The 6,537-nt window shown below is 74.9% G+C and carries 7 protein-coding genes; 1 reads left to right on the plus strand and 6 read right to left on the minus strand.

Annotated elements, in window-relative coordinates:
* Positions 1–18 precede the first annotated feature (18 nt).
* The 3 genes from ABZ497_RS23320 to ABZ497_RS23330 all read right to left on the minus strand — a co-directional run bounded on the left by ABZ497_RS23320 (position 19) and on the right by ABZ497_RS23330 (position 2,784).
* Entirely contained in the window at positions 19–846 is an 828-nt protein-coding gene (locus tag ABZ497_RS23320; protein WP_352292938.1) for a class I SAM-dependent methyltransferase, read from the minus strand.
* Positions 847–961: 115 nt separating this feature from the next.
* Positions 962–1,756, minus strand: a complete 795-nt coding sequence (locus tag ABZ497_RS23325; RefSeq protein WP_359807993.1) for a fused MFS/spermidine synthase — start codon at positions 1,754–1,756, stop codon at positions 962–964.
* Positions 1,757–1,827: 71 nt separating this feature from the next.
* Positions 1,828–2,784, minus strand: a complete 957-nt coding sequence (locus ABZ497_RS23330; RefSeq protein ID WP_352292934.1) for an alpha/beta hydrolase — start codon at positions 2,782–2,784, stop codon at positions 1,828–1,830.
* Positions 2,785–3,052: 268 nt separating this feature from the next.
* Here ABZ497_RS23330 and ABZ497_RS23335 point away from each other — a divergent pair, with 268 nt between their 5' ends.
* Positions 3,053–4,474, plus strand: a complete 1,422-nt coding sequence (locus tag ABZ497_RS23335; protein WP_359807995.1) for a selenium-binding protein SBP56-related protein — start codon at positions 3,053–3,055, stop codon at positions 4,472–4,474.
* Positions 4,475–4,489: 15 nt separating this feature from the next.
* On the opposite strand, the gene ABZ497_RS23340 is transcribed toward ABZ497_RS23335, so the two are convergent.
* The 3 genes from ABZ497_RS23340 to ABZ497_RS23350 form a co-directional block, all read right to left on the minus strand.
* Complete coding sequence (locus ABZ497_RS23340; protein ID WP_359807997.1) at positions 4,490–4,765, minus strand: hypothetical protein; 276 nt, start codon at positions 4,763–4,765, stop codon at positions 4,490–4,492.
* Between the two features lie 173 nt (positions 4,766–4,938).
* Positions 4,939–5,376, minus strand: a complete 438-nt coding sequence (locus ABZ497_RS23345) for a DUF6114 domain-containing protein (protein ID WP_359808006.1) — start codon at positions 5,374–5,376, stop codon at positions 4,939–4,941.
* A 179-nt stretch (positions 5,377–5,555) separates the two neighbouring features.
* Entirely contained in the window at positions 5,556–6,203 is a 648-nt protein-coding gene (locus ABZ497_RS23350; RefSeq protein ID WP_352292928.1) for a DUF6230 family protein, read from the minus strand.
* Positions 6,204–6,537: the final 334 nt, after the last annotated feature.

Below are 6,537 nucleotides of genomic sequence, written 5' to 3' on the forward strand. Positions count from 1 at the left end.
ACCGGGGGATCCCGCCGGCTACGGCTGCCCGGCGAAGTCCAGGACGGTGACCGAGGGCCGGTGGGTGGCCAGCGGTGGGACGGTGAGGGCGAGCGGGAGGAGGACCCCGAGCAGGCCTCGGGCGCCGACCGGCCGGACGTCGCGCACCGCGGCCACCGCCGGACTCGCGGTGCGCAGCCCGCCCCGCTCGCGGGCGTCCATCGCCCACGGCATCGGCGGCGGCTCGTAGTCGTGGGAGCGCATCCTCCCGGTCAGGGTGAGCCGGCTGAACCAGCGAGGTACGGCGTCCAGCACCAGCGAGCCGCCGGGGAAGCGTTCGGCGCAGCCCGCGATCAGGGCCTTCACCCGGGGCGGCGGGAGGTACATCAGCAAGCCCTGGGTGGTGATCAGGACCGCCTGGTCGCGGTCCACCTCCTCGGTCCAGCCCAGCTCGGTGGCATCGGCCGCCAGGTAGCGCTGGCGCGGGCCGGGCGGGAGCAGTTGCTCGCGCAGGGCCACCGACTCGGGCAGGTCCACGGTGAGCCACCGGGCCCGCCCGTTGTCGACCCGCCAGTACTGGGTCTCCAGCCCCTCGCCCAGGCAGACCACGGTGCCGCGCGGCTCCCGGGCCAGGAAGTCGGCGACCTCGCGGTCGAAGCAGGCCGCCCGGAGCGCCTGGAGCTGGGCGGACAGGGCGCTCGCGCCGAAGCGCTCGGCGAAGGGGAAGTCGATCCGCTCGACCAGCTCGACGGCCTTCGGGTCGTCGAGCACGGTGTCCGGCCGCCGGGCCTCCACCGCCCGGTGCCAGAGTGTCCACAGGGCCGTCTCCGGCACTTCCCCCAGCTCGGGCCGCTCGCCGCTGCTCATCACGCGCTCCCTCGGACTCTCGGACGTGCTCCTGGCTCGGACCCGCCGATTCTGACACCGCGGGGCGTGAACCAGGGCGCGCGGCGCTCCGGCGCGCCGGGCGCGCGGCAGCCCGTCAGCCGACGCTGAAGGCGCCGTCCGGGGGCGGCGGGGAGTCCGTCGCCGCGGCGTCGGTGACCGCCGCCGTGCGGCCGGTGAAGGCGGCCAGGTCGGCGCCCTCGGTGAGCCGGGCGGGGAAGATGTCCGCGGCGAGACGGCGCGAGAGGTCGGCCACCGGGAGCGGACCGGTGGAGCCGGCCAGCAGGATGTTGCCGTAGCGGCGGCCGCGCAGCACCGGCGCCTCGGCGATCAGGCAGGCCGCCGGGAAGACGGCGCGCACCGTCGCCGCCTGGGCGCGGGCGAAGGCGAGCGGCGGGCCGTCCGCGAGGTTGGCGGCGTAGCAGCCGCCGGGGCGCAGCGCGGCGGCCGCCAGCCGGAGGAACTCCACCGAGGTGAGGTGCGCCGGGGTGCGCGACCCGTGGAAGACGTCGGCGACGACGAGGTCCAGCGAGCCGGCCGGCACGGCCGCCAGGGCCGCCCGCGCGTCGCCGACCGTCGTCGTGATGTCCGCCCCCGGGCCCTGCCACGGCAGGCGCTCCTCGACGAACGCGAGCAGCGGGCCGTCGACCTCGGCCACCCGCTGGCGCGAGCCGGGGCGGGTGGCGGCGAGGTAGCGGGGCAGGGTGAGGGCGCCGCCGCCCAGGTGGAGCACGTCGACCGGCCGCCCGGCGGGGGCGAGGGCGTCGACCAGGTGGCCGATCCGCCGGGTGTACTCGAACTCCAGGTGGGTCGGGTCGCCGAGGTCGACGTAGGACTGCGGGGTGCCGTCGAGGGTCAGCAGCCAGCCGCCGTCGCGGTCGATGTCGGGCATGAGCTTCGCGTACCCGAGGTCGGTCGGCCGCCCGACCGGGACCGGCTCCTCCTCGTGCGGGCCCGGCGGGTTCATCCGGACGCCGGCAGGTAGGCGCCGAGCCAGCGGTCGAGCTCGGTGAAGACCTGGGTGCGGGCGGACTCGCCGGACAGCACGAGGTCGTGCATGCCGTCCTCGATCCGCACGATCGTGACGTGCCGGCCCAGGCGCGGGCCCTGGGCGGCGATGTCGTCGGCCCGCAGCACGGCGTCGGCGTGGTGCAGCCTGGCCTGCCAGGTGGTGGTGGCGATCGAGGCGGTGGAGGCCATCAGCAGCACGGGGACGTCGATGCCGAGCCCGCGCCGGACGCGGCGCTGGCCGCGGTCGATGGCGGCCAGCCAGCCGGCGTAGAGCGGGAAGCCCTCGGCCGGCTTGAGGCCCAGGTCGAAGTCCCATTCGCCGCGGTGGTCGCGGTGCAGACTGTGCACGTAGTGCGGGTTGAGCGTGGAGGGCAGCTTGCGGGTGGCGGCGAGGCGGCCGAGGGCCTGCACGGCGGGGCCGCCGAGGGTGCGGACGGCCGGGGCGGCGGGCATCGAGAGGAACGGGCTGTTGAGGAAGAGTCCGTCGACCACGCCCCGCCCGGCGCGGCGCCCGGCCCACAGGGCGGTCACCAGGCCGCCGGTGGAATGGCCGTTGACCAGCAGTTCGCGGTGCCCGTCGGTCTCCCGGACGACCCGCACCGCGGCGTCGAGTTCCTCGTCGTAGGCGGCGAGGTCGCGGACGAAGTTCGGCGACTGGTGCGGGCGCAGCGAGCGGCCGTACTTGCGCAGGTCGAGGGCGTAGAAGGAGAAGCCGCGCTCGACGAAGTGGTCGGCGAGGTGGGTCTGGAAGAAGTAGTCCACGTACCCGTGGACGTAGAGCACCGCGCGGTCGCTGCCCGGGACGAGCCGGCGTACCAGGGTGGCGCTGACGGCGCCCTCCTCGTCGGGGGCGAGCGGCAGCTCGACCGCCTCGTAGGGGGCACCCAGGATGTCTTCTCGGAACTCCATGTCCGCCGTACCCGTTCTCTGCTCCGCCTGCCGTGGCAGGACCGCCCATCCGGAGCACCGACGATACCGGCCAGTAGCTCCGCCCTGCTCGGCGGGCGCCGCCCCCGGGCGCGGCGAAAGGTCCGGCGGACCGCGCCGGCGGGCCTCGCGGCGGGGCCGGACCGGGCCGCTCCGCCCCCCGTGCGCCTGCTGTGCGCCCGCGGTTCTGTGGCACGCTGCCCGGGCCACTGTCACCTTCCTTGCCCGCGAGGCGAGTTGAGGAGCGAACATGCCGCACGGAGACCATCCGCAGCCGGGCCACCACGACCCCTCCCTCTACCGCACAGCGGCGGAGGCGATCGCCGCACCGCCGGAGCGGCTGGCCTACGTCGCCGGATTCGACCGGTCGGCGCAGCGGCCGGACGCGCTGATCACCGTGGACACCGATCCGGCCTCGCCGAGCTACGGCCGGGTGCTGAACTTCGCCGAGCTGCCGGGGCTCGGTGACGAGCTGCACCACTTCGGCTGGAACGCCTGCTCCAGCGCGCTCGCGCACGCCTGCCACCGGAACCCGGAGCGGCGCTACCTGCTGCTGCCCGGGCTGCGCTCCTCCCGGCTGCACGTGATGGACACCCGGCCGGACCCGGTGCGGCCGCGGCTGGTGAAGACCGTCCCGGCCGAGGAGCTGGCGGCCAGAGCGGGGTACTCCCGCCCGCACACGCTGCACTGCGGGCCGGACGGCGTCTTCCTGTCCTGCCTCGGCAGCGGGGACGGCGCCGACGGGCCGGGCGGGGTGGCGCTGCTCGACCACACCACCTTCGACGTCCTGCGGGCCTGGGAGACGGAGCGCGGACCGCAGCACTTCGCCTACGACGTCTGGTGGCACCTGGGGACCAACGTGGGCGTCACCAGCGAGTGGGGCACGCCGTGGATGGTCGAGGACGGCGTGGTGCCGGAGCTGCTGCTGGGCCGCAAGTACGGGCACGCGCTGCACTTCTGGGAGCTCGACTCGGGGCGGCACCTGCAGCGGGTCGACCTCGGCGACCAGTACCAGATGGTGCTGGAGCTGCGGCCGGCGCACGATCCGCAGGCGGAGTGGGGCTTCGTCGGCGTGGTGGCCAACGTCGAGGACCTCTCCTCCTCGGTCTGGCTCTGGTACCGGGAGGGGGCGGCCTTCACCGCGCGCAAGGTGATCGAGATACCGGCCGAGCCGGCGAAGCCGGAGGACCTGCCGCCGGCGCTGCAACCGTTCGGCGCGGTGCCGCCGCTGGTGACGGACCTCAACCTGTCGGTGGACGACCGCTGGTTGTACGTATCCGCCTGGGGCACCGGGGAGTTGTTCCAGTTCGACGTCTCGGACCCGTTCCACCCGCGCCCGGCGGGATCGGTGCGGCTCGGCGGGGTGGCCGCGCGGACGCCGCACCCGGCCGAACCCGGCCGACCGCTGAGCGGTGGCCCGCAGATGGTCGAGATCAGCCGGGACGGCCGGCGGCTCTACCTCACCAACTCGCTGTACGGCGCCTGGGACGACCAGTTCTACCCGGACGGCATCGAGCCCTGGATCATCAAGCTGGACGCGGACACCGAGGCGGGCGGACTCAGCGTCGACCCGCACATCTACCCGCACGGCGCGGAGTTCGGCGGTCTGCGGGTGCACCAGACCCACCTGGCGGGCGGCGACGCCTCCTCGGACTCCTACTGCTTCCGCTGAGGTCGGGGCCGGGGCTCAGCGCCGCCCCTGGAGCGGGCCATGGCGGTCGCGGGCGGGCGGCAGACCGGTGGCGGCCGGCCGCGGGTCGCGTAGCTCCTCCCCGGGCAGCGGCGGGCCGCGCGGCGGGCCGCGCCGCGGTGCGTCGCCGACGGCGGTGTGCTCGACCAGGGCCTCGCCGACGCCGCCCGGACCACTGCGGCGCACCTCGAACCCCACCTCGTTGTCCGCTTCCCCCGGCGGGCAGCCCATCGCGTACTGCCGCCAGCTGTGCGGCAGCCGCGGGTGTTCCACGGTGCCGTACCGGCCGTCCCGGCGGACCGGGCCCACCGGCCTCGTCGGGCCCCGTGTCCAGGACTCCCGACCCCGCCGTCCGCACCAGGGGCGGCACCCTGACGGGCGCGGCGCCCCGCCTCCGGTGCTCTCCCTTCACCGCAGGCGGGACGCCGCGCCGTCGCCGGCCCGGCTCAGGCTCCGGCCGGGCCGGCCGCTTCGCCCCCGGTCGCGCGGCGCAGCCGGCGCCGGCGCGGGGGCTGGTCGGGCAGCCACCCGAAGGTCAGGCAGGCGCCCACCACTCCGAGGATCATGCCGATCAGGAAGCCCCCCAGGTTGGAGGTGACCCAGCTGGCCAGCGAGCTGATCACCGCGAGCACGGAGTAGAACAGCCGCTGGGCCGGGTTGAACAGGATCAGCACGCCGCAGATCGCCATCACGGCCGGTACCAGGTAGCCGGCCATCCCCTGCATCCCGATGTGCAGGATGACCGGCAGCGGTGCCTTCAGCGTGAAGAGGACCTCGGCGCCGCCCAGCAGCACCAGCAGACCGCCCCAGAACGGCCGCCGGCCCCGCCAGGCGCGCCAGCCACGCCCGGTGTGCGCCGGCCCGGCGGGACCGGCGGACGCCACGGGCGTCGACGGCGGTGTGGGCGCGACGGCCACCGTGCTCGCGGCAGCGTCGGAAGCACCTGGAGCAGCGGAGCCACCGCCGGCACCGGACACCCCGGCGCCGACGGCCGCCCCGGCCTCCGCGGCATCGGCGCCCCGCCCGGCCGGGCCGGCGCCGTCGGGTACAGGATCGGTCACCGTCAGCAGCCCTCCGAGCTGAAGCTCAGCCGCAGGTGGGGGAGCTTGAACGCACCCGCGGTGGTGGCGTAGTTGTGCTGCCGCAGGTTGTTGATGGTGACGGTGTCGGCCTGTTGCCCGAACACGCCCGGCAGGCCCTGGACGCCCGCCTTGGTGTAGGTGCTGGCGTCCCCGCCGATCTCGATGTTCTTGAAGGACGCGTCACCGGAGAGCATGTCCGAGTCGGTGGTCAGGTCGGTGGCGGTGACGGGGGTGCCGTCGTCGCCGGCCTTGATCAGCAGATTGATGCCGCCGAGGTCGACACTCTGGCAGAGCTTGGTGAGCTGGGCCTGCTTGATCGCCGAGACGGCGACCAGGACCTGCCCGCCGGTGTCACCCTCGTTGGGGCTGCCCTCGATCATGTGGTCCAGGCTGCCGAACTGTTCGAAGCCGACGCCCTCCAGACTGTCCGCCGTGACGGTGAACGGCATGCCGGAGATGGCGAACTGGGCGGCGAGGACGCCCTGCGCGGTGAGGGTCATCAGGACGGCGCCGGCGACGACGGCCGGTACCGCCATCAGGGCGGTGCGCCGGAGGCGGACCCGCCCTCTCGACTCGGCGGGCGCGTCGGTGCTTTCGGGCGTGGGGGCGGCGTCATCGGACGTGGCCATGTGTGCTCCCTAGGGTGGTGGGATGTGCAGGCACTGGCACGTTGTCCTGGCGCGGACAGCGTTCTGCGGGCCGGCCGGGTGGGCCGCCCCTCGGCAGCGGGGCGGGCCCGGTCGGACCGCAGATGGATTACTGGGAAGCTACTGCTCAGTAGACGGCGGGTCAATACGGGTGCACGAAGGATCATCGTCCGCGACCGAAGGGCCCGCTTCCAGGGCCGGTTGCGAAGCCGGAACGGGAGCCGGAACGGGAGCCGGAACGGGAGCCGGAACGGGAGCCGGAACGGGAGCCGGAACGGGAGCCGGAACGGGAGCCGGAACGGGAGCCGGAACGGGA

Origin of the sequence: Kitasatospora sp. NPDC005751, assembly GCF_040630835.1 — a bacterium.
Lineage (GTDB): Bacteria > Actinomycetota > Actinomycetes > Streptomycetales > Streptomycetaceae > Kitasatospora.